Consider the following 22,771-nt stretch of genomic DNA (forward strand, 5'->3'; position numbering starts at 1 on the left):
TACCGACTCTTTCTGCTTAAATCAGCATAATTAAATATATTTAGGTGGTTCGCATAATGGTTTTAGATAGGCAAGGGTACGATGATTTGATCATGTATCTAACTCAAAATTTAGCATTGTTTGAGAAGCCAGGCGAAATAAAACCAGGTGCCCCAACAGTAATGGAATTAATTGAAGACGTCATTGCACAAAATGTGATGCTTATTTGCGAGCAGCACACAGACCTCAACACAGAGCAGCGTAGCCAAATTGTACGTGAAGTTGATGGCATAGTTTACGATTTAGAAGAAGTCCTCAGCAGCATCACCTCACAGCCTGTCACGGTTGAACAGCATGCCTTTATAGATGAATTTGCAGGTTTAGTAAAAAACCTCTTTGATAGCGCTTTAGCACAACAATCTTAGCCATTTTATAGCCCTGCGTTGCATTTTCATTTGCAACTACGGCTAAGTTGCTTACAATCAAGAAAATATTTTTTTGAGATATAACAATGCAAGCAAATGTAAAATGGGTTGAAGGCGATACGTTTATTGGCCGTTCTGATTCTAACCACAATGTTGTGTTTGATGGCGGCAGCGATAGCGCAGCACCAAGCCCAATGGAAATGGTTTTAATGTCAGTTGGCTGTTGCTCATCAGTTGATGTGGTGAGCATTTTAAAAAAAGCTAAACAAGATTTCTCAGACGTACAAGTGCAACTAAGTGCAGAGCGCGCTGAAACAGCGCCGCGCGTGTTTACCAAAATCAACTTACACTTTGTTGTTAAAGGCAATAATGTGTCTGAAAAACACCTTGCACGTGCAGTTTCACTCTCTGCTGAAAAGTATTGCTCGGTTGCATTAATGCTTGATAAAACAGTAGAAATTACGCATAGCCACGAAGTTGTGCAAGAACAAGCAAAATAACGCTTTTTCCACGAGAAGAATTCGTATAAAATCCGCGAACTTTTCATTCTGCAGGTGCAGAACCCACTAATTTATAGGTTGGTTTATTATGAACAAACCCTTCGATAAACTTAAACTTCATGGCTTTAACAATTTAACCAAAAGTTTAAGCTTTAGTATTTATGATATTTGTTACGCAAAGACCGAGCAACAACGTAAAGAATACATTGAATATATCGATGAGCAGTACAGTGCAGATAGACTAACCGACATTTTAGGTGAAGTTGTTGATATTATTGGTGCTAACATTTTAAATGTAGCGCGCCAAGATTATGAACCGCAAGGCGCAAGTGTCACTATTTTGGTTTCAGAAGAACCAGTAGAAGAGCAGCAAAATTACGATGCTGACGAAGCACCAGGCCCATTACCTGATTCAGTTGTTGCGCACCTAGATAAAAGCCATATTTGTGTACACACATACCCAGAAGCTCACCCTGATGATGGTATTTGTACATTCCGTGCTGATATTGAAGTATCTACCTGTGGCATTATTTCGCCACTTAAAGCGTTAAACTTCTTAATTCATAGCCTTGAGTCAGATGTAGTAACAATTGACTACCGTGTTCGTGGTTTTACCCGCGACATAAACGGTGTTAAACACTACATTGACCATGCTATTAGCTCGATTCAAAACTTCATGACAGAAGATACAAAAGAAGCGTACCAAATGATGGACGTGAACGTGTATCAAGAAAACCTGTTCCACACCAAAATGATGTTAAAAGAAACCGACTTAAATACCTATTTATTCGGCCTTTCTACTGATGAGTTATCGGACGAAGAAGAAGACGAAATTCGCTCTAAGCTGACTCGCGAAATGCAAGAAATATTCTATGGCCGTAACTTGCCAGATACAGAATAAGCATGACGAATTAAATTAAAAATGGCGCTCAGTGAGCGCCATTTTTTTTGCTTTATTTTACAAGCAATAGCTGTGTTTGTCGGCCATTTAAATACCAGACACCGCTTTTATCAAAAATAGCATCTTCCTCTAGCATTATTCTTATTTCTTTATTCCACTGTTTTATAAACACCGCATTGTTAAGCTCAATTGAGTAAGCCGTATTTAAATGCAGCGGATAGTCACCATCTCCTGGTACACCTTGCTGAGAATCCCACATACCTAATGTATTACCAGCAGCGTGACCATGGTAGCCAAGAGGGTGAGTATAAATAGTGGGTTTTAATCCCTGAACAATGGCGGCTTTTCGTGCTGCAGCTAAAACCTCATTACCGGTTTTACCTACCGCAAATTGATTGGTAAATATGTTTTGTAGTTTATTACCGCTTTTTAGTGCTTCAACTAAGTAACTAGGTGTACTTATTTCGTTTTCTTTGAGCACATACGCATGCTGCTGCGTGTCGGTATTTAAGCGTAAATAAGTAATCCCAAAATCTACATGAAGCAAGTCACCGGCTTGTATAACGTTATCATCGTAGCCATTGGTAAAGCTTTCTTCATGATCGAACGACTTCGCATCGGCGCGCTGAATAGCAACACTTGGGTGAAACCATGTTTGTAGTTTTAGCTCTTTTACGCGCTCTCTAAACCACCATACCAAGTCATCGCTAGTTGTTTCACCAACCGTAATTGTTTTACCCGAAAACCCCTCTGCAATAATATGATGGGCAATAGCGACAATATGTTTATACATTTTAACTTCTTCAGGAATGCGTTGCTCTAACCACGCAACAGCAAGCGGCTCTGCAGAAATTATTTTATCGTGATAAGTGGCGGGCAAGTTAGCCATTAAGGTTTTGTAATCGCCTAGCACAAGGCCATCAGCATGTGCCCAGTCGGTAGAAGTATTAAGTGCAATGTTGCGAGGTTTGTATTGCTCAATAAGCGTATTGAGTGCCTGCCACTGGCTAGGTTGTGTTTGCTTATCCCAGCCTTTTTTAAATACATTACCTATTTTATAAGGCGCAATAGCGTAAGCATCAACACCACCTTGTTTATTAAGTGCAAATAGCAAAATAGTGGTACGTCTGGCTGAAAGCCATGTTGCAGGCAGCATTGTTTTTAATATTGGATCTTCGTTATATTCGCGGCTTATAAGTAGCCACATATCAGTGTTGTGCTGCTTCATTAACGAAGGCATTAAGGTGTTAACTCTAAGCTCAGTTATTTTATCTATAAACGCAGCGCGCTCTTTCATCGACAAAATAGCAGGAGCGTCATCGGCTCTAACAAAAGGGCTTAAAGCAAGCGTAGTTAGCAAGCTTACACAAAGTAGAAGTTGTTTAGTAAAGTGCATAATTGTTTTATTTTTAGGCTAGGTAATTTATAACATGCCTGAAGAAGGGTTATAAAAAAACATTTTGAGATAAACTGCACACAAAAAAGCCCAGCTAATTAACTTAGCTGGGCTTTTGAATATATAGCGTTTTAATTAATCATGCTGTAAATAAGTGCAAATACAGCAAGTGAGCCAACCGCTAATATAAATAGCGTGCTTAAACGGTTGCGGTACTTATGAAGTGCAGGCACTTTATAAACTGCAATCATTGGCATGATGAATAAAATCATCGCAATGATTGGGCCCGATAACTGATCCATCATGTCTAAAATACTTGGGTTTTTAACAGCGCAAAACCAAATAGCTAAAAACATAATTAACACACCAATTTTATCAGCCGCTTTTGCGCTTAAGCTTGTTTGTTTAGTTACTAAACCCGTAAAGCTTTCACGTGCACCTAAAAAGTGACCCAAAAACGACGATGTAATAGCAATAAAGGCAACAAGCGGCCCAAGCGTGGCAATAAACGAGTTATCAGTAATATTAGCAAGGTAGGATAAAACCGATACGTTAGCTGCTTTAGCCGCGGCCATTTGCTCGCCTGTAAGCGATAGCACGCAAGAGAACACAAATAACAGTACAAAGGTAATAAGTAGTAAGCTAGTGCGCTTTAAAATCGCCTCAGACTTATATGTAGCTTTTTCACCGTAGTGACCGCGTTGCACGTTTACAAAGCTTGAGATAGCCGCTGCGTGGCTAAACGAAAACACAATAATAGGAATTGATAACCACAACGTTTTACCAAAGCTGCCAATTTCGGGCATTGCCATATCTGGCATTTGCCAGCTTGGGATTAAATAAAGTGATAAAAAGAACAATATACCCACAAGCGGATAAACTAAAATAGCAAAGGCACGTAGCATTAAACGCTCGCCGCCCATCATTAAGCTAATCATACCTGCAACTAATACACCCGAAAGCAACACGCGAGAAGGTGATTCCATCCCCATTTGATTAACCATAAAGCTATCAACGGTATTGGTTAAGCCTACACCGTAAATAAGCAAAATTGGGAATATAGATAAAAAGTACAATAAAGAAATTAACCGCCCCGCAGTCACACCAAAGTGCTCTTCAACTACATCGGTAAAATCAGCATCTTTATTTTTTGATGACAGTACAAAACGCGCTAATCCTCGATGTGCAMAAAAGGTCATTGGAAATGCTAAACATGCMAAAATAATTAACGGCCAAAAACCGCCAATACCAATGTTAATAGGTAAAAATAAAATGCCCGCACCAACGGCGGTACCAAAAAGGCTTAAAGTCCACTGCGTATCGTGCAGGTTCCATTTAGAAGTGGTTGTGTTTGCAGGTGTGTGTGCACCTGTTGTTGATGCATTTGAATGCGTTGCATCTTGAGATGTTGTCATGTGTGTGTTTATCCATTATTTAAATAATAATCGCGCGCAAGAATATAGTTTTTAGCTAAAAACTTCATGTTTTGAGAGGATTTGTAGACTAATTAATTAGACCAAATTGGAGGGTAAGTGTCATGAATACGAAACAGCGGTGTAAAAGTGAGCAACACCCTTAAGCGGCAGCACCACATTATAATTTTAAAGTAGGTTGGTTAGAGCGCAGCGAAACCCAATACGCCATAGCGTCACGCCAGCAGCAAAGCCAAGATCTAAGATAGGCGGTTTTCATAACGTAAAAATAGCAACTGGTCATTTTTATTGGTTTTCATTTAAAAATCAGAATTTGCCCCGAAAAGCTGTTAAGTAGAAGCCATTGATCTGAACTTCATAGGAGATTTTTATTAAACTCCGTTATACTTCCTTCAATTGAATATGCCAAACGAAGTAAATAGGCCACTAACTGCAATGAGCAAAGAGATTCTCTTCCATACTACTTTTGCGCACGAAACCAGTAAAACATGGGTTGTATTTGTCCATGGCGCAGGTGGTAGTTCGGCAATCTGGTTTCGTCAGCTTAAAGCTTATAAAAAAGAATATAATGTATTGCTGCTAGATCTTCGTGGTCACGGTAAATCGAATAACTTAGTACAAAACTTTGTTGATAATAATTATTCATTTAATAATGTCTCAAAAGACATTATTGATGTGCTAGATCATAACAATATCACCAGCGCACACTTTGTTGGTATTTCATTGGGCACAATTATTATTCGAAATATTGCTGAAATTGCGCCGCAATATGTTTCTAGCATGGTGCTAGGTGGAGCGGTTACTCGTTTCAATACTCGCAGTAATACATTGGTTTATTTAGGTAATACTTTTAAACACTTCCTGCCTTATATGTGGCTGTATCGCTTATTTGCTTTTATTATGATGCCGAAAAAGCGTCATAAAGAATCTCGACTTTTGTTTGTTCGTGAAGCAAAACGCTTGTGCCAAAAAGAGTTTATAAAATGGTTTAAATTAGCCATGGACGTAAACCCCTTAATGCAGTACTTCAAAGAAAAAGACATTGATATTCCCATTCTTTACATTATGGGCAAAGAAGATCATATGTTCCTTGGCCCTGTTAAAGAAATGGTAAAGCGCCATAAAAATAGCGTACTGCAAACTATTCACCATTGCGGCCATGTCTGTAATGTAGAACGCCCCGACTTATTCAATCAGCACTCGCTTGCGTTTATCGCCCAGCAAAATCGTTAGGGTTGTAGATAAAATAGAGATAGGACTTTCTTTTTTGACTTACAAAACTTAAAAAAGATCTAAATGGGTTAACTTAAAAGGAATTTAAATTGGAAGCGTTAAGTACAGCTAAGCAAGTTATTGATATCTTTTCGGCTTTATTAAGCCCTGTAATTGCTATCTCAGTAGGCTTTATTGCATACCAGCAGTGGAAGCTTAATGTTGATAAAGAGAAGCGTGAAAGTAACTCAAATAAACTGCATATTTATATAGTTGTTAAAAGGTTTTTGCGTAGCGTTGATATAAATCGTGTGGTCGATGATAAGTTATACGAAGAGCTTCAAGAGGCACTCGCCCTAGCTGATTTTTATTTTGACGGTATTGTGACCGATTGGTTATTTCAAGTAGACTCTGATGCATCAGCCTGGCTAAACTTAATGCAAATTAATTCATTACCTGGTACGCAAGAATCAAATCCCGAGTTTACTCGTAATCTAAGGGAAATTGAGGAGCTAATTGATGGTCTTCAAAACTTTCATTGTGAGTTATTTGATGTATTTAAAGGTAGTATGATGTACTTAAAACCTAGCAAGTAATAAATTAGGCATGTTTTTTCACCGTTTGCTAGACATCAACTGGTAACATCAAAGAGTTAAAGCTACCACTTGCCTTGCTGACAACTGATAGCTAACCACTAAAAACTACCCTTACTCTTCCACCGCACTCACTACAAAATGCGGATTCAAGTACTCATCTTTGGTGTTATAAATAAGCGGGCTGCCATCAAGCTTAGTCACTTTAGCACCGGCTATTTCGGCGATTGCATGGCCGGCGCCTGTATCCCATTCACAGGTTGGACCTAAGCGCGGGTAAATATCGGCGCTGCCCTCAGCCACTAAACACAGCTTTAATGAGCTGCCTTTAGACACCATTTCTACCTCGTCAAAGCGTTTTACAAACTCGGCTAAATCGGGTGATGGGTGCGAGCGGCTGCCTACAACACGAATTAACCCTTTGTTAGGTTTGGTGGTTACTTTAAGCTCAATTCGCTCATCGCCTTTATCTTTAAACGCGCCAATGGCTTCTGCAGCTAAGTACGATACGCCAAGAGCGGGTGCATCTACTACGGCTAAAATAGGAATGCCGTTTTTAATTAGGGCGATGTTTACGGTAAATTCACCGTTCTTTTTAATAAATTCTTTAGTGCCGTCGATTGGATCAACTAACCAGTAGCTTTTCCACGTTTGGCGTACATCCCAGCTTATGTCGGCGTTTTCTTCACTGAGTATTGGAATATCAGGTGTGAGCTGTTGAAGCCCTGCCACAATCAATTTATGAGCTGCTAAATCGGCGTCGGTTACGGGGCTTTCATCGGCTTTGTACTCAACGTTAAAATCCTTTTCGTAAATTCCCATTATCGCTTGGCCTGCTTTGCGGGCAAGGATGAGGGTTTCTTCTAGCAGTTCGGTTTGATTCATGGGGTTAACCTATATTATGTGCTTTTGTTTTAGATACGTTATCAGTTGTGTAACCGATTGGTCTAGGGTGTTTTTACTTGTATCTAAAATTATTTCTGGATTATTTGGCACTTCGTAGCTTGAATCGATACCGGTGAAGTGTTTTATCTCCCCTGCGCGGGCTTTTTTGTATAAGCCTTTTGGATCGCGGCTTTCGCATACATCCAGTGGGGTATCGATAAATACTTCAATAAATTCGCCGTCATCTACTAGGCTGCGCACCATATCGCGTTCTGCTCTAAAAGGCGATATAAACGCAGTAAGTACTAACAAGCCAGCGTCGGTCATTAGTTTAGCGGTTTCGCCTACGCGGCGTATGTTTTCAATGCGGTCTTCGTCGCTAAAGCCTAGGTCTTTACATAAACCGTGGCGTACGTTGTCGCCATCTAGCAGGTAAGTGTGCGTACCTTGCTGATTAAGCGCCGCTTCTAGTGCGTTTGCTACGGTACTTTTGCCAGAGCCTGAAAAGCCGGTAAACCATAAAATAGCGGGCTTATGTTTTTTTTGCTCACTACGCTGTGCTTTTGTAGTTGCGTAGTTATGCCAAACTATATTTTCATCCATAGTGAGAGTCTCTTATGCTGTGAGCGCAGGTATTAAAACGGAAATACCAGCGGGATCAGGGTTAATACCGTGATTGAATAAATAATAGAAAGGGGTAAGCCCATCACTATGTAATCTTTTAAGCGATAGTTACCCGCGCTATAAACCATTAGGTTAGTTTGATACCCAAATGGCGATATAAAGCTGGCTGATGCGCCAAAGGCAACCGCCATAATAAACGGTAGCGGGTCTACATTAAAACCAACCGCGAGCGAGTAAGCAACAGGGAACGACAAGGCAGCTGCTGCGTTGTTAGTTATAAGCTCGGTAAATAATACGGTCATTAAAAATATGGCAATAAACGCGCCGTACGGACCAAAGTCGCCAAGTACCATAAACATGGCGTCGGATATTTGCCCGGCAAGTCCGGTGCCTATCATTAATTTAGCAAGGCCAATGGCGCTACCTACAACCACGAGTAACTCGATAGGAAAACGGCGTTTTACTTCGTTAAGTTTTATGGTGCCACTGAGCATTAAGCCAATCAGTAATACTAATAAGCCTTTAACCAGCGGCACTATGCCAATAATGCTTAAACCCAGTACTGCGGCAAAGCTTAGTAGCACAATATTTGATTGCTTAGGTGCAAGGTGGGCTTGTAAGTCAAACCCTGAAATATACACAAATTCGCGCTTTAAATTAGGCAAGGTGTAAAAGTTTTTGCCTGGTGCGAGTATTAACGAGTCGCCAGCTTGTAATTGCACTTGCCCAAGGCCGCCTTGTAAGCGGTCGTGCCCACGGCGAATGGCAATAACGGCTGCATGAAACTGCTCTCTAAAGCGGGCTTCTTTTACGGTTTTGCCAATAAATTTTGATGACTGACTTACAACTACTTCTACTAAGTGTTCTATGTCTTTTTGATGATTCTCGTGCACTACTTTTAGGCCGTCGAAACGGGTAAGTAATGGCACCGATTTTATGTCACCTACAAACAGCAGCACGTCGTCTTTTTGAATAATTTGCTGTGGAGTGACTGCGCAAATGCGGCTGCCATCGCGAATGATTTCAGCGAGGAATAAGTCTTTTAAATCACGCAGGCCGTTTTCTTCTACGGTTTGGCCTATTAATTTTGAGCTTGCTTGTACTTTACCTTCTAGGTAAAAAGGCACGACTTCTTGGTCGCTTTTACCGTTGTCGGGTAAGTATTTAAGCATTACTAAAATGGTAATTAGGCCTACGCTTAGCGCGCCCAAACCCACTAAGGTAAAGTCAAAAAAGCCCAGCGGTTCCATGCCCGCATCTACTGCAAAGCCATTGACGATTAAGTTGGTTGATGTACCAATAAGCGTAATTGTGCCGCCCAAAATAGCAGTGTACGACAGCGGTAATAATAGCTTTGAAGGGGAGTGATTAGGATTGTCTTTTATCGCGGTAATAAGCGATGCAACAACGGCAGTATTGTTAGTAAACGACGATAAAAAGGCGGTTGATAACCCCAATTTTGTTACCGATTTTACTAAACTACCTTTAGATAGCGATTGCGCTAACTTTTGAATTAGGGTGGTTTTTTCTATTGCTGTCGACACTAATACCAGTAATACCAAGGTAATAAGCGACGGGTTAGCGTAATTAACTAACATGCTTTCAAGATCAATTAATCCGGTTAAATAACTAGTACCAATGGCACTTACAAATAACCATGCTGGATTAATACGGGTGCCAAAAAGGCACCCGACTAAGGTAAGCATAATGCCTGTTAAAACGAGCTGTTCTACCATGCTTTTAAATTCCTAACAGGCTAAAGTTAACTTATAACTTAGAAATATCAAGCGCTTGCCAATGCGGAAAGTGCTTGCGTACTAAGCTGTTAAATTCAACTTCAAATTCGCTAAAGTTACTTTGCTGTGCTTGGCTTTGCAGTACTTGCTCAATCATACCCGCAGCAACTGTTAGGTTTGATAAGCGATCGATTAGGATAAACGAGCCTGTTTCGTGATTGCTGTGGTACTCGTCTGCCAAAATAGTTTCGGTTAGTTCAAGTGTTACAATCGCAATTTCGTTTAACTGTAATGAGTCGCTAGTGCCGTGCTCAAGCGTGTTCACATCAATTGTGTAATCAATCTTTTTAACAATAGCTGAGGTGTTTTTGCTGCCTAGTTTTAGGTTATAGCTTTTACCTAACACTAATGGCGACTCATGCATCCACACAATTTTAGCTTGCAACTGGTTAGTTACAGCGGCCGTTGAGTTTGCAGGTACTATTACATCCCCTCGGCTAATATCAATTTCGTTATTTAGGGTAACGGTAATTGCTTGGCCTGCTTGTGCGCTGTCTAGGTTGCCATCAAAGGTAACAATTTCTTTAATGCTTGATGTTTTACCCGACGGTAATACTTTTATTGCATCGCCTACATGTATCTTGCCCGATGTAAGTGTGCCCTGAAAACCACGGAAGTTTAAGTTAGGGCGCACGACATATTGCACAGGTAGGCGCGCTTCAAAGCCTGTATCTGTTTCGGCTGCTGGCGAATCTTCTAGTAATTCTAGTAGCGGCTTGTCGGTGTAATACGGTGTATGAGCAGAACGCGTTACTACGTTGTCGCCTTTAAGCGCCGACATAGGCACAAACTTAATGTTTGATACGTTAAGTTGCTCAGCAAATTTAAGGTAATCGGCCTTAATTTTTTCATACACGGTTTCGTCAAAATCAACGATATCCATTTTATTAACGGCAACAACAAACTGCTTAATGCCCAGCGAGTCACAAATAAAGCTATGGCGCTTAGTTTGTACTTGCACGCCGTAACGCGCATCAACCAAAATAATGGCGACATCACTTGTTGATGCACCCGTTACCATGTTGCGTGTGTATTGCTCGTGCCCAGGTGTGTCGGCAATAATAAATTTACGCTTAGCTGTTGAGAAGTAACGATACGCTACGTCAATGGTAATGCCTTGCTCGCGCTCAGCTTGTAGGCCATCAACTAATAAAGCAAGGTCAAGATCTTCACCTGCGTTACCTACTTTTTCGTTATCTTTATGAAGGGCTGCTAGCTGATCTTCATAAATTTGGTGGCTGTCGTGCAGTAGGCGGCCAATCAATGTTGATTTACCGTCATCTACGCTGCCACAAGTAAGCATGCGTAATAAGCTTTTGTCTTGTTGGCGTGCTAGGTAGGCGTCTATGCCTATTTCTTTTACTTCGTTAAATGTATCGTTATTTTGGCTAGACATTAAAAATACCCCTCACGTTTTTTCTTCTCCATTGAGCCGGCTGAATCATGATCAATAACACGACCTTCACGTTCAGATGACGTAGATAGCAGCATTTCTTCGATGATTTCGGTTAAAGTACTTGCTGTTGACTCAACTGCACCGGTAAGTGGGTAGCAGCCTAATGTACGAAAACGTACAGATTTCATTTGCGGTACTTCACCTTCATTAAGTGGCATACGCTCATCGTCAACCATAATTAGGGTGCCGTCGCGCTCAACAACAGGGCGCTCTTTTGCTAGGTAAAGCGGTACCATGTCGATGTTTTCTTGGTAAATGTATTGCCAAATATCAAGCTCAGTCCAGTTAGACAACGGGAAAACACGAATGCTTTCGCCCGGATTAACTTGGCTGTTATAGGTGTTCCAAAGCTCAGGACGTTGGTTTTTAGGGTCCCAACGGTGGTGTTTGTCGCGGAATGAATAAACACGCTCTTTTGCGCGTGATTTTTCTTCGTCTCGGCGTGCGCCACCAAATGCAGCATCAAAACCATATTTGTTAAGTGCTTGCTTTAAGCCTTGGGTTTTCATTATGTCAGTATGTTTACCCGAGCCATGCGTAAACGGGCCTACACCCATTTCAATGCCTTCTGGATTTTTGTGTACCAGTAGATCAAAGCCGTATTCTTTAGCTATACGGTCGCGAAACTCAATCATTTCACGAAACTTCCAGTTGGTGTCTACGTGTAATAACGGAAACGGAATTTTTGCAGGGTAAAATGCTTTACGCGCTAAGTGCAAAAGTACCGACGAATCTTTACCAATAGAGTAAAGCATTACTGGGTTCTCAAACTCAGCGGCGACTTCGCGCATGATTTTGATACTTTCAGCTTCAAGTTGCTGAAGGTGAGTTAAAGCCATTGTTAGTCGTCCTACTAAAATGATTAAAAGTTACAAATTTAAAATTCGGTTATGTATTTGATACATCTGTTAGCGGCTGTGCAAAGCTGCTTGTTTGCTCGTTTTGGCCAAACCACGCTAGTTGCGAGTGTAGGGCGGCTACTTCACCAATAATGAGTAGCGCAGGCGATATAATGTTGTTGCGCTGGATTAAGTCGGCAAGTTCGCCTAATTGGCCTGTTACTACACGCTGATTTTTACGTGTACCGTTTTCGATAATGGCAACAGGGGTGTCGGCTTTGCGGCCATGCTTTAAAAGCTCGCTTTGTATGTGCGGCGATTTAATTACGCCCATGTAAATAGCAAGCGTTTGATTAGCTTTTGCCAGCGATTGCCAATCAAGTTCTTGGCCGTCTTTTTTACAATGGCCAGTTACAAATTGAATGGCTTGTGCATGGTCACGATGCGTTAGCGGAATACCCGCGTAAGCACTACAACCTGCAGCTGCTGTAATACCCGGTACAATTTGATAATTTACTTTGTTAGCAGCCAGTACTTGTACTTCTTCGCCACCACGACCATAAATAAACGGGTCACCACCTTTAATACGGCATACTTTTTTGCCTTGTTTAGCAAGGTCGACCAGCATTTGGTTGGTATCTTCTTGAACAACACTATGATCGCCTAAACGTTTACCTACACAAATAAGGTCAGCATCGCGGCGCACTAATTCCATAATTTCGTCAGAGACTAAAAAGTCATAAACGACGACGTCGGCTTGTTGCATAAGTTGCAGTGCTTTAAGTGTTAAAAGCTCTGGATCGCCAGGGCCTGCACCTACTACGTATACTTCGCCTTCAGGTTCTGCTTTCGCATCTAGCATTTGCTCTAGTTGCTGCTGCGCGGCTTGGGTATCGCCGGTTTGTACTTTACTCACGACAGATGAGTCGAACACACCTTCCCAAAATTGGCGGCGGTCTGAAAAATGCTTAAAGCGTTTTTTTACTTTGTCTCTAAAGCCACCAACAAGTGTTGCAAGTGGGCCAATATGATGCGGAATAAGAGTTTCGAGCTTTTCGCGTAAGCGACGTGCAAGTACGGGCGCTGTGCCAGCACTTGATATAGCAATGGTAATTGGGTCGCGATCAACAATCGATGGGAATATAAACGTACATTTAGGTTGGTCATCAACCACGTTTACAAACACATTGCGGGCATTGGCAAGTTCAAATACGTTGTTGTTTACTTCATCGCGATCGGTGGCTGCAATAACAAGCATTTTGCCATCAAGGTGCGATTCATCAAAATAAGCATCAATAAGCGTTACTTCATTATTATGTGCATGCTCTTTTAGTTCGTCGCAAAACCAAGGTGCTACTAAAGTAACGCTTGCTCTCGCTTTTAAGAACGCGCGACATTTGCGTAATGCGACCTCTCCACCGCCAACAACCAATACTGGTTTGTTGTCGAGTTTGGTAAAGATAGGTAAATACTGCACGTTAATAAGACCCCTAAACAAATTCAAATATAAGAAAACGCTTTATTCTGATAAGCAGAATATAGCGGCTATCAATAAGTAAAAAATAATTAAAACCAAGTTGATATAACCAAAAGTTATAATAGGTGGGCTTTTTAGGCCTAAGAGCTAGTTAACAAGGGATTGCGCCGAGTTACAAGGAAAATAACCAGCTTATAGTGTTTGGTTATGAGCTATAGCGAGTTTGGTTTAATTTGTTAATATGGAGACATATCAAATTTTGTACTCAAGAAGTACCGGAGCTCTAATGACACAACACCAAAAAGATGCCGCATTAGCAGTCGCACTGATGGATTTAACAAGCTTAAATACCAGCGATACCACCAAAAGCATTCAAGCGCTTGTTAATAGTATAAACCCGACGCTTGGCACACCTGCTGCCGTATGTGTTTATAGTGCCTTTGTTGATGATGCAAAAATAGCACTTGCAGCGCGTGAGCTTAACCACGTAAAAGTTGCAACAGTCACTAATTTCCCAGCGGGTGATGCATCACTGAGTGATGTAATTAACGAAACACTCATTGCTATAGAGCGCGGCGCAGATGAAATCGATTTGGTTATTCCTTATAAAAAGTTAATAGCGGGGGATGTTCAAACAGTACTTAGGTTTGTAAGCGAAAGTAAAAAAGCGTGTGGGTCGCGCGCCCAGCTAAAAGTAATAATAGAAAGTGGAGAGCTAAAAACTGAAGCACTCATAACTCAAGCCACTGAGCTTGCAATTGAAAGCGGTGCTGATTTTGTAAAAACCAGTACGGGTAAAGTGGCTGTTAATGCGACTCTTGAATCAACAAAAATCATGCTAACAGCTATTAAAAACTCAAATAAACGTGTGGGTTTTAAAGCGGCCGGCGGTATTAAAACTGTTGCCGATGCTAGTGATTATTTAGCGCTAGCACGCGCAATAATGGGTGATGATTATTTGCAAGAAAATACATTTAGGTTTGGTGCTTCAAGCTTGTTAAGTGACGTTTATAAAACCATAGGGAAATAGTCAATATCTTTGGATTGTAGGTTTATCTAACCGATTAAATTATTAGCAGTTTAAACAATAATGTAATTAATTAATTAGATTTTCCAATGTGGGTATCTTTTAGGCTTGTGTTAATGAACTGCGTAAGTATAATAGGCATCCACTTTGCAGGGGCGTAGTTCCAATTGGTAGAACAGCGGTCTCCAAAACCGATGGTTGGGAGTTCGAATCTCTCCGCCCCTGCCAGTTTTACTTGTTATTTGAGTAGTCTGAGATTAAAAACCGGTTTAAATTAAGTCTGTTTTTAAGTTTAGATTTTAATGGATTAACCCTGCCGTAGTGTAGGGTTGTTGTGTCTGTAGTTAAGGTAATAATATTATGAGCACGAATGTAGAAACACCATCAAGTGCGATGGAGTCAGTAAAGTGGTTAGTAGCAATCGCGCTACTTGCAGGCGCAGTTGTTGGTAATCACATGTATGCAGATCAATCTGTATTACTACGTGCTATTGGCGTTGTTGTTGCAATAGCGGCTGGATTAGCAATTGCCTCGCAAACATTTAAGGGACGTAACTTTCTTGCTTTCGCTAAAGAAGCTCGAATTGAAGTACGCAAAGTTATTTGGCCAACGCGCCAAGAAACTACCCACACGACATTAATTGTAATGGTTGCAACAGTGATTATGGCACTTATCCTTTGGGGATTAGATGGCATTTTATTCCGCGCTGTAGGCTTTTTAACTGGATTGGAGATCTGATCCCATGTCGGATGAGAACGAGAACAAAGAAATTAAGTTACGTTGGTATGTAGTACAAGCCTTTTCTGGTTACGAAAAGCGTGTAGCTCAAACGTTAACTGAACACATTAAAATCGAAGGTCTTGAATCGAGCTTTGGTGAGATACTAGTACCAACTGAAGAAGTTGTTGAGATGCGCGCTGGCCAAAAGCGTAAATCTGAGCGTAAATTCTTCCCAGGTTATGTATTAGTACAAATGGATATGAACGACGCAAGCTGGCACTTAGTGAACAGCACTGAACGCGTAATGGGCTTTATTGGTGGTACGTCTGATCGTCCTGCTCCAATTAGCTCAAAAGAAGCAGAGCGCATTCTTAATCGCCTACAAGAAAATGCTGAAGCACCTAAACCTGCTACATTATTTGAACCAGGTGAAGTTGTACGCGTTACTGATGGACCATTTGCAGATTTCAGTGGTGTAGTTGAAGAAGTTGACTACGAAAAGAGCCGCGTAAAAGTATCTGTACTTATTTTTGGTCGTTCTACGCCAGTTGAGCTTGAATTCGGTCAAGTTGAGCAAGATAAGTAATTGATTAAAAAAGCTTCGCTAATTTTTATTTAAATTTTGGCATGAAGCTTGAAAAAGGCCGCTGATTAACTTATAATCAGCGGCCTTTTTGTATTAAGGTAAAATTTATTTTTTACTGTACAAAAAGTACGAAACCAATTTTTAAACTGGGAAGCCGTTAGAGTACGCGTCCTCGCGCGCACAAGGCTAAGACCCACCAAATGAGGTATTTATAATGGCTAAAAAAGTTGAAGCTCTAATCAAGCTACAAGTTGCCGCTGGTATGGCTAATCCTAGTCCTCCAGTAGGTCCTGCACTAGGTCAACACGGTGTAAACATCATGGAATTCTGTAAAGCGTTTAACGCACGTACAGAGTCTATCGAAAAAGGCGCTCCAGTTCCTGTAGTGATCTCTGTTTACGGTGACCGTTCATTTACGTTCGACATGAAAACGCCACCTGCTGCTTACTTACTTAAGAAAGCTGCTGGTATCAAGTCAGGCTCAGGCCGTCCTAACACTGATAAAGTAGGCACAGTAACTCGTGCTCAACTTGAAGAGATTGTTGAGACAAAACGAACTGACCTTACAGCTGCCGATATGGACGCAGCGGTTCGCACTATCGCAGGTTCTGCGCGTGCGATGGGCTTGAACGTAGAGGACTAAGAAATGGCTAAATTAACTAAACGTATGCGTACTATCCGCGAAAAAGTGGAAGTAACTAAAGATTACGAAATCAATGAAGCAGTTGCTCTTTTAAAAGAGTTAGCGACAGCTAAATTCGTAGAAAGTGTTGACGTTGCCGTTAACCTTGGCATCGATGCTCGTAAATCTGATCAAAACGTTCGTGGTGCTACTGTACTACCTAACGGTACTGGTCGTGACGTTCGTGTTGCTGTATTCACACAAGGCGCTAATGCAGAAGCTGCAAAAGAAGCCGGTGCTGAATTAGTAGGTATGGAAGATCTTGCTGAACTAGTTAAAAAAGGCGAGATGAACTTTGACGTTGTTGTTGCATCACCAGACGCTATGCGTGTTGTTGGTCAACTAGGTCAAATCTTAGGCCCACGTGGTCTAATGCCAAACCCTAAAACTGGTACTGTAACGCCTAACGTTGCAGAAGCAGTTAAAAATGCTAAAGCAGGTCAAGTACGTTACCGTAATGACAAAAATGGCATCATCCATACTACTATTGGTAAGGTTGATTTCACTGCAGAGCAGTTACAACAAAACCTTGAAGCTCTAATTGTTGCGCTTAAGAAGGCTAAACCTTCTCAAGCTAAAGGTGTTTACTTGAAGAAAGTAACTATCTCTACAACAATGGGCGCAGGTGTTTCTGTTGACCAAAACACTTTAAGCACTATTGTTGCTTAATTGAGTGTTTACATGGCGTGAAATTTGTACTATAATTTCGCGCCATTTTGTTGATTAATTTATTAATTTGCAAAGTAAAGAATTCGGGTTGAAGTCCATAATTTCGTTAAGCCTTCGGGGTTAACGATAAATTGGGCTTCCGTCCAAGACCGTAGGTGGCTTCGGCCTTAATATTCACCTACGTAGACGGTGTAGACCCCAGATAGATTTTTCCTAATCCTTCTGGCTCTCGCCGTAAAAAGCATCTCTACCTTGTTTGGTAGGGAAGAGTAGAACAGGGGAATCCGATAATCGGTACCCCCATTAAACCAGGAGTAACACCCATGGCTTTAAATCTTCAAGGCAAAAAAGCAATAGTTGCTGAAGTCAACGAAGCAGCCAATGGTGCTCTATCTGCAGTTGTTGCAGATTCTCGTGGTGTAACAGTTGGCGCAATCACTGCCCTTCGTAAAGAAGCTCGTGCAAATGGTGTTTGGATGAAAGTTGTCCGTAACACTCTAGCAAAACGTGCTCTTGAAGGAACAGATTTTGAGTGTCTTTCTGATTCATTTGTTGGTCCAAGCTTAATCGCTTTCTCATCAGAGCACCCAGGTGCTGCTGCGCGTATCTTTTCAGATTTCGCGAAAAAGAATGAGAAATTCGAGCTTAAAACGGCCGCTTTTGAAGGAAATGTTGTTGATGCAGCAATGCTTGCTACATTACCTACATACGACGAAGCTGTTGCACGCTTAATGAGTGCTATGAAAGAAGCGTCTGCTGGCAAATTGTGTAAAACAATTGAAGCAGTACGTGTACAGAAAGAAGAGCAAGCTGCTTAATTTTAAGCTGTTTAATCTCACTTTCGGTGTAAAATTTATTTGGACTTAATGTCCGTTAATTATTAGGAAATTTGTAATGTCTGTATCTAAAGACCAAATCCTTGACGCAATTGCTGAAATGTCAGTAATGGACGTTGTTGCTCTTATCGAAGCAATGGAAGAAAAATTCGGCGTAACTGCTGCAGCTGCAATGGTAGCTGGTCCAGCTGCTGAAGCTGCTGAAGAGAAAACAGAATTTGACGTAATCCTTACTGGCGCTGGCGCTAACAAGGTTTCTGCAATCAAAGCTGTTCGTAGCGCAACTGGCCTTGGCCTTAAAGAAGCGAAAGCTCTTGTTGAAGCTGCTCCTACACCTGTTAAAGAAGGTGTATCTAAAGAAGAAGCTGAAGCACTTGCAAAAGATCTTACTGAAGCTGGTGCTGAAGTTGAGGTTAAGTAATTTAGCTTTTGCTAAGTTCGCTGCCTGAGAAATCAGGCAAGGGCTGGTGATTATTTAATCACCGGCCTTTTTGCGCTATAGAGTGATGCACTCTTTTAGCGCAAATAAAATCTGATTTTTTCTTTACTTTCAACGCTTTATAGTTTGCTAGTGTTAAAGTGGGATCTAATTAGAACAACAGTTAAATGTTGTAAAATCTTGGCATAGCTGCCAGTTAAGTCTGTTCTTACAAGAACAGGTCGGGTCAAAGATCAGCAAGCTGAGGAACCCCATGGCTTACTCTTATTCTGAAAAGAAACGTATCCGTAAGGATTTTGGTAAACGTCCACAAGTTTTGGATATACCTTTTTTACTGTCTACACAGTTAGAATCGTTTAAAAAATTCTTAGTGCCGGACGCTGATGGTGATCATGGTTTGGAAGCTGCCTTCCGTTCTGTGTTCCCTATTAAAAGCTACTCGGGAAATTCTGAGCTTCAATACGTAAGTTACCGTATTGGTGAGCCAGTTTTCGATGTAAAAGAATGTCAAATTCGCGGTGTGACTTATTCTGCTCCACTTCGCGTGAAACTTCGCCTTATCGTTATGGACAAAGAAGCTCCAGGCACAGTTAAAGACATTAAAGAGCAAGAAGTTTACATGGGCGAAATTCCGCTCATGACAGATACCGGTACCTTTGTAATCAATGGTACAGAGCGTGTTATCGTTTCTCAGCTACACCGTAGCCCTGGTGTATTCTTTGATAACGACCGCGGTAAAACTCATTCATCAGGTAAAGTATTATATAACGCACGCGTTATTCCTTACCGTGGTTCATGGTTAGACTTCGAATTTGATGCAAAAGATAACTTATATGTACGTATTGACCGCCGTCGTAAATTACCGGCGTCTATCATCCTACGTGCACTAGAGTATTCTAGCGAAGAAATCCTAGATATGTTCTTCGATAACACTACGTTTGAAGTAACGAATGGTAAAGTTCTTATGGAACTTGTACCTTCGCGTTTACGTGGTGAAACTGCCGCTTTTGATATCAAGAGCGAAGACGGTGAAGTATTTGTTGAAAGCGGTCGTCGTGTTACGGCTCGTCACATCAAGAGCATCGAGAAGAAAGGCATTAAGCAATTAGAAGTACCACATGAGTACATCATTGGCCGTATTGTAGCTAAAAACTATGTTGATGAGTCAACTGGTGAAGTCATTGCAAATGCAAATGACGAGCTAACTCTAGAGCTAATGGCTGAATTGGTTAAAGCCGGTCACACTAAAATTGATACGTTATACATCAATGAAGTGGACAGCGGTGCTTACATGTCAAATACATTGAACATTGACTCTTCAAGCAGCCGTTTAGAAGCACTAGTAGAAATTTACCGCATGATGCGCCCAGGCGAGCCACCGACGAAAGACGCGGCTGAAGCCTTATTCCAGAACTTGTTCTTCTCTGAAGAACGTTATGACTTATCTACTGTAGGTCGTATGAAGTTCAATAGCCGTGTTGGTTACGATACAGACACAGGCCCAGGCACATTAAGCAAAGAAGACATCGTGTCTGTTATGAAGGTATTAATTGCTATTCGTAACGGTCAAGGCGATGTTGATGATATCGATCACTTAGGCAACCGTCGTATACGTAGTGTTGGCGAAATGGCTGAGAACCAATTCCGTGTTGGTCTAGTACGTGTTGAACGTGCTGTACGTGAGCGTTTAAGCTTAGGTGACCTTGACGCGATAATGCCACAAGATCTAATTAACGCTAAGCCTATTTCGGCAGCGGTTAAAGAGTTCTTCGGCTCGTCTCAGTTATCACAGTTTATGGACCAAAATAACCCACTATCAGAAGTTACGCATAAACGTCGTATCTCTGCATTAGGTCCGGGCGGTCTAACTCGTGAACGCGCAGGCTTTGAAGTACGTGACGTTCACGTAACTCACTATGGTCGCGTATGTCCAATCGAGACTCCTGAGGGTCCAAACATTGGTCTAATTAACTCATTGTCTACGTACGCACGTACAAATGACTACGGTTTCTTAGAAACACCTTACCGCAAAGTGGTAGATGGTGTTGTAACTGATGAAGTTGATTACTTATCAGCCATTGAAGAAGGTCAGTTTGTTATCGCACAGGCGAACTCAAACTTAACTGAAACCAATGAGTTTGTTGATGAACTTATTCCATGTCGCCACAAAGGTGAGTCTACCTTTATGGGTCGCATGGACCAGCAATATATGGATGTATCACCACAACAGGTGATCTCTGTAGCGGCAGCACTTATCCCGTTCCTAGAACACGATGATGCTAACCGTGCATTGATGGGTTCAAACATGCAACGTCAAGCAGTACCAACATTGAAAGCGGATAAACCGTTAGTAGGTACTGGTATTGAGTTAACACTAGCGAAAGACTCTGGTGTAACTATCGTTGCTAAACGTGGTGGTGAAGTAATGTATGCTGACGCAAGTCGCATCGTTGTAAATGTACATGAAGAAGAACGCATCCCTGGTGAAGCGGGCATCGACATCTACAACTTAACCAAATACACACGTTCTAACCAAAATACATGTATTAACCAAAAACCAACTTGTATGGTTGGCGAACCGGTTACTCGTGGTGACGTGTTAGCAGATGGTCCTTCGACTGACTTAGGTGACTTAGCCCTTGGTCAAAACCTTCGCGTGGCATTCATGCCATGGAACGGTTACAACTTCGAGGATTCAATCTTACTATCAGAGCGCGTAGTTGAAGAAGATCGTCTAACGACTATCCACATTCAAGAACTACAGTGTGTTGCCCGTGATACTAAATTAGGTCCTGAAGAGATCACTGCAGATATCCCGAATGTGGGTGAGTCTGCGCTAGGCAAGCTTGATGAATCAGGCGTTGTATATATTGGTGCTGAAGTTAAAGGCGGCGATATCCTAGTAGGTAAAGTGACTCCTAAAGGCGAGACACAGCTTACACCTGAAGAGAAGCTACTACGTGCTATCTTCGGCGAAAAAGCATCTGACGTTAAAGACAGCTCTTTACGTGTACCAAACTCTGTAACTGGTACTGTAATTGACGTGCAAGTTTTCACCCGTGATGGTGTTGAAAAAGATAAGCGTGCGTTAGAAGTTGAAGACATGCAGCTTCGCGAAGCGAAGAAAGACTTCAACGAAGAGTTCCGTATTTTAGAAGCAGGCGTTTTAGACCGTGCACGCAAGCTACTTGTAGCTGCTGGTTTTGATGAAGATAAACTTTCATCTCTTAATGCTGAAAAAGTACTTACGCAAAGCCTTGCTGAAGAAGACAAGCAAGCTGAGCTTGAGCAACTAGCTGCACAGTACGATGAGCTTAAAGCTGAATACGATAAAAAGTTTGAAAACAAACGTCGTAAAATTACTCAGGGTGATGATTTAGCACCAGGCGTACTTAAGATTGTTAAAGTATACCTAGCTGTTAAACGTCGTATCCAACCGGGTGATAAAATGGCGGGTCGTCACGGTAACAAAGGTGTTATCTCGACTATCGTACCAGTAGAAGATATGCCTTACGATGACAAAGGTCGTACGGTAGATATCGTATTGAATCCACTAGGTGTACCATCGCGTATGAACATCGGTCAGATCCTTGAAACACATATGGGTCTTGCTGCACGTGGTATCGGTGAACGTATTGAAGAGATGATGAAAGAACAACGTGAGCTTCATGAGCTACGTGAATTCATCAAGCAAGCTTACGAAATTGGTGAATCTCGCCAAGTTGTAGACATTGCTAGCTTCACTGATGACGAAATTCGTCGTCTAGCTGAAAACTTAAAAGGTGGTTTACCAATAGCTACTCCTGCATTTGATGGCGCGAAAGAAAACGAAATCAAAGACATGCTTGAGCTTGGTGGATATCCTCGAAGTGGTCAGGTTACACTTTATGATGGCCGTACTGGCGATCAGTTTGAACGTCAAGTAACTGTTGGTTACATGTACATGCTTAAACTTAACCACTTGGTTGACGATAAGATGCACGCACGTTCTACTGGTTCTTATAGCCTTGTTACTCAGCAGCCGCTGGGTGGTAAAGCACAGTTCGGTGGCCAGCGTTTTGGTGAGATGGAAGTATGGGCACTTGAAGCTTACGGTGCTGCTTACACTCTACAAGAAATGCTAACAGTGAAATCGGATGACGTGAACGGTCGTACTAAGATGTATAAAAACATCGTTGATGGTAACCATAAAATGGAACCAGGTATGCCAGAATCGTTCAACGTATTGTTGAAAGAAATCCGCTCACTGGGTATCAACATCGAGTTGGAAGAAAATTAAGCCAATTAGATGCTGCA

At 41.6% G+C, this 22,771-nt stretch carries 21 protein-coding genes and 1 tRNA gene; 14 read left to right on the forward strand and 8 right to left on the reverse strand.

Annotated elements, in window-relative coordinates; all coding sequences use genetic code 11:
• Positions 1 to 56 precede the first annotated feature (56 nt).
• From EU510_RS17165 to speD, 3 genes are all read left to right on the forward strand, one after another.
• The gene (locus EU510_RS17165; RefSeq protein ID WP_002958862.1) at positions 57 to 404 is read left to right on the forward strand and encodes a DUF3802 family protein; all 348 of its coding nucleotides are present in this window, start codon (positions 57 to 59) and stop codon (positions 402 to 404) included.
• 86 nt (positions 405 to 490) lie between these two features.
• A complete protein-coding gene (locus EU510_RS17170) occupies positions 491 to 904 on the forward strand; it encodes an OsmC family protein (protein ID WP_149594496.1) in 414 nt (137 codons plus the stop codon).
• 88 nt (positions 905 to 992) lie between these two features.
• Positions 993 to 1,805 carry an adenosylmethionine decarboxylase gene (gene speD, locus EU510_RS17175; protein ID WP_024597058.1) on the forward strand — a complete coding sequence of 271 codons (813 nt, stop codon included), beginning with the start codon at positions 993 to 995 and terminating at the stop codon, positions 1,803 to 1,805.
• Between the two features lie 52 nt (positions 1,806 to 1,857).
• Here the strand turns inward: speD and EU510_RS17180 are convergent, their stop codons facing one another.
• Both EU510_RS17180 and EU510_RS17185 read right to left on the reverse strand, forming a co-directional pair.
• Positions 1,858 to 3,201 carry a M24 family metallopeptidase gene (locus EU510_RS17180; RefSeq protein ID WP_149594497.1) on the reverse strand — a complete coding sequence of 448 codons (1,344 nt, stop codon included), beginning with the start codon at positions 3,199 to 3,201 and terminating at the stop codon, positions 1,858 to 1,860.
• A 131-nt stretch (positions 3,202 to 3,332) separates the two neighbouring features.
• Positions 3,333 to 4,616 (reverse strand): aromatic amino acid transport family protein, encoded by a 1,284-nt coding sequence (locus EU510_RS17185; protein ID WP_149594498.1) that lies wholly within the window; start codon positions 4,614 to 4,616, stop codon positions 3,333 to 3,335.
• Positions 4,617 to 5,069: 453 nt separating this feature from the next.
• Between EU510_RS17185 and EU510_RS17190 the strand changes: the two genes are divergently transcribed.
• The gene (locus EU510_RS17190; protein ID WP_007580097.1) at positions 5,070 to 5,867 is read left to right on the forward strand and encodes an alpha/beta fold hydrolase; all 798 of its coding nucleotides are present in this window, start codon (positions 5,070 to 5,072) and stop codon (positions 5,865 to 5,867) included.
• An 89-nt stretch (positions 5,868 to 5,956) separates the two neighbouring features.
• On the forward strand, positions 5,957 to 6,442 hold the full coding sequence (locus tag EU510_RS17195) for a hypothetical protein (RefSeq protein WP_149594499.1): 486 nt from the start codon (positions 5,957 to 5,959) through the stop codon (positions 6,440 to 6,442).
• A gap of 111 nt (positions 6,443 to 6,553) precedes the next feature.
• Here the strand turns inward: EU510_RS17195 and cysQ are convergent, their stop codons facing one another.
• The 6 genes from cysQ to cysG are packed head-to-tail and all read right to left on the reverse strand — an operon-like array spanning position 6,554 to position 13,516.
• Positions 6,554 to 7,324: a 3'(2'),5'-bisphosphate nucleotidase CysQ gene (gene cysQ / locus EU510_RS17200; RefSeq protein WP_149594500.1), complete on the reverse strand. Its 771-nt coding sequence runs from the start codon at positions 7,322 to 7,324 to the stop codon at positions 6,554 to 6,556.
• A gap of 9 nt (positions 7,325 to 7,333) precedes the next feature.
• On the reverse strand, positions 7,334 to 7,927 hold the full coding sequence (gene cysC, locus EU510_RS17205; RefSeq protein ID WP_010555008.1) for an adenylyl-sulfate kinase: 594 nt from the start codon (positions 7,925 to 7,927) through the stop codon (positions 7,334 to 7,336).
• A 32-nt stretch (positions 7,928 to 7,959) separates the two neighbouring features.
• Positions 7,960 to 9,684 (reverse strand): SLC13 family permease, encoded by a 1,725-nt coding sequence (locus EU510_RS17210; RefSeq protein WP_149594501.1) that lies wholly within the window; start codon positions 9,682 to 9,684, stop codon positions 7,960 to 7,962.
• 31 nt (positions 9,685 to 9,715) lie between these two features.
• Positions 9,716 to 11,140 carry a sulfate adenylyltransferase subunit CysN gene (gene cysN, locus EU510_RS17215; protein ID WP_149594502.1) on the reverse strand — a complete coding sequence of 475 codons (1,425 nt, stop codon included), beginning with the start codon at positions 11,138 to 11,140 and terminating at the stop codon, positions 9,716 to 9,718.
• A complete protein-coding gene (gene cysD / locus EU510_RS17220) occupies positions 11,140 to 12,039 on the reverse strand; it encodes a sulfate adenylyltransferase subunit CysD (protein ID WP_033029149.1) in 900 nt (299 codons plus the stop codon). The genes cysN and cysD overlap by 1 nt, the downstream gene beginning before the upstream one ends.
• A 49-nt stretch (positions 12,040 to 12,088) precedes the next feature.
• On the reverse strand, positions 12,089 to 13,516 hold the full coding sequence (gene cysG / locus EU510_RS17225; RefSeq protein WP_149594503.1) for a siroheme synthase CysG: 1,428 nt from the start codon (positions 13,514 to 13,516) through the stop codon (positions 12,089 to 12,091).
• 286 nt (positions 13,517 to 13,802) lie between these two features.
• On the opposite strand from cysG, the gene deoC reads away from it, so the two are divergent.
• The 9 genes from deoC to rpoB all read left to right on the forward strand — a co-directional run bounded on the left by deoC (position 13,803) and on the right by rpoB (position 22,754).
• A complete protein-coding gene (gene deoC, locus EU510_RS17230) occupies positions 13,803 to 14,546 on the forward strand; it encodes a deoxyribose-phosphate aldolase (protein ID WP_149594504.1) in 744 nt (247 codons plus the stop codon).
• A 148-nt stretch (positions 14,547 to 14,694) separates the two neighbouring features.
• Positions 14,695 to 14,771: transfer RNA gene (locus tag EU510_RS17235), tRNA-Trp, on the forward strand.
• Positions 14,772 to 14,903: 132 nt separating this feature from the next.
• The gene (gene secE, locus EU510_RS17240; protein WP_002958877.1) at positions 14,904 to 15,281 is read left to right on the forward strand and encodes a preprotein translocase subunit SecE; all 378 of its coding nucleotides are present in this window, start codon (positions 14,904 to 14,906) and stop codon (positions 15,279 to 15,281) included.
• A gap of 4 nt (positions 15,282 to 15,285) precedes the next feature.
• Positions 15,286 to 15,849 carry a transcription termination/antitermination protein NusG gene (gene nusG / locus EU510_RS17245; protein WP_149594505.1) on the forward strand — a complete coding sequence of 188 codons (564 nt, stop codon included), beginning with the start codon at positions 15,286 to 15,288 and terminating at the stop codon, positions 15,847 to 15,849.
• 214 nt (positions 15,850 to 16,063) lie between these two features.
• On the forward strand, positions 16,064 to 16,492 hold the full coding sequence (rplK, locus tag EU510_RS17250) for a 50S ribosomal protein L11 (protein ID WP_002958879.1): 429 nt from the start codon (positions 16,064 to 16,066) through the stop codon (positions 16,490 to 16,492).
• 3 nt (positions 16,493 to 16,495) lie between these two features.
• Positions 16,496 to 17,200 (forward strand): 50S ribosomal protein L1, encoded by a 705-nt coding sequence (gene rplA / locus EU510_RS17255; RefSeq protein ID WP_002958880.1) that lies wholly within the window; start codon positions 16,496 to 16,498, stop codon positions 17,198 to 17,200.
• Positions 17,201 to 17,523: 323 nt separating this feature from the next.
• Positions 17,524 to 18,018 carry a 50S ribosomal protein L10 gene (gene rplJ, locus EU510_RS17260; protein WP_002958881.1) on the forward strand — a complete coding sequence of 165 codons (495 nt, stop codon included), beginning with the start codon at positions 17,524 to 17,526 and terminating at the stop codon, positions 18,016 to 18,018.
• Positions 18,019 to 18,094: 76 nt separating this feature from the next.
• Positions 18,095 to 18,457: a 50S ribosomal protein L7/L12 gene (rplL, locus tag EU510_RS17265; RefSeq protein WP_002958882.1), complete on the forward strand. Its 363-nt coding sequence runs from the start codon at positions 18,095 to 18,097 to the stop codon at positions 18,455 to 18,457.
• 271 nt (positions 18,458 to 18,728) lie between these two features.
• Entirely contained in the window at positions 18,729 to 22,754 is a 4,026-nt protein-coding gene (gene rpoB, locus EU510_RS17270; RefSeq protein ID WP_149594506.1) for a DNA-directed RNA polymerase subunit beta, read from the forward strand.
• The last annotated feature ends 17 nt before the right edge of the window (positions 22,755 to 22,771 follow it).

It is taken from the genome of Pseudoalteromonas sp. FUC4 (genome assembly GCF_008370255.1).
Taxonomy (GTDB): Bacteria; Pseudomonadota; Gammaproteobacteria; order Enterobacterales; family Alteromonadaceae; genus Pseudoalteromonas.